The sequence below is a fragment of the Neisseria sp. P0008.S010 genome, assembly GCF_051962715.1.
Lineage (GTDB): Bacteria > Pseudomonadota > Gammaproteobacteria > Burkholderiales > Neisseriaceae > Neisseria > Neisseria elongata.
This window is the reverse complement of record NZ_JBQCVA010000136.1, coordinates 1-584: the sequence shown is the minus strand read 5'-3', so window position 1 is coordinate 584 and position 584 is coordinate 1. Positions and strand designations below refer to the sequence as shown.

General features: G+C 43.2%; 1 protein-coding gene. It reads right to left on the bottom strand.

Annotation, left to right across the window (positions count from 1 at the left end; genetic code table 11):
• Nucleotides 1-48 precede the first annotated feature (48 nt).
• The gene (locus ACTHSL_RS12880; protein ID WP_002969635.1) at nt 49-468 is read right to left on the bottom strand and encodes a protein rexB; all 420 of its coding nucleotides are present in this window, start codon (nt 466-468) and stop codon (nt 49-51) included.
• Nucleotides 469-584 lie beyond the last annotated feature (116 nt).

The window sequence follows — 584 nt, the reverse complement described above, 5'->3', positions numbered from 1 at the left end:
GTTTTGGGGGCGATCGTGAGGCAAAGAAAACCCGGCGCTGAGGCCGGGTTATTCTTGTTCTCTGGTCAAATTATATAGTTGGAAAACAAGGATGCATATATGAATGAACGATGCAGAGGCAATGCCGATGGCGATAGTGGGTATCATGTAGCCGCTTATGCTGGAAAGAAGCAATAACCCGCAGAAAAACAAAGCTCCAAGCTCAACAAAACTAAGGGCATAGACAATAACTACCGATGTCATATACCCATACTCTCTAATCTTGGCCAGTCGGCGCGTTCTGCTTCCGATTAGAAACGTCAAGGCAGCAATCAGGATTGCAATCATGGTTCCTGCATATGATGACAATGTCGCCCCAAGACCATCTCTATGAGCTGAAAAAGAAACACCAGGAATGTAGTGGCGGAAAAGGAGATAGCAAATGCTTACGATAACGTAAGGAATTATTACTATGTAAACACCAGGCATGATTCTGTTCCGCATAATTACTCCTGATAATTAATCCTTAACTTTGCCCACCTGCCTTTTAAAACATTCCAGTATATCACTTTTCATTCTTGCGTAGCAATATGCCATCTCTTCAG

Coding starts and splice junctions, on each gene's coding strand:
- ACTHSL_RS12880 (WP_002969635.1), bottom strand. CDS start 468: ATGCCTGGTGTTTACATAGTAATAATTCCTTACGTTATCGTAAGCATT.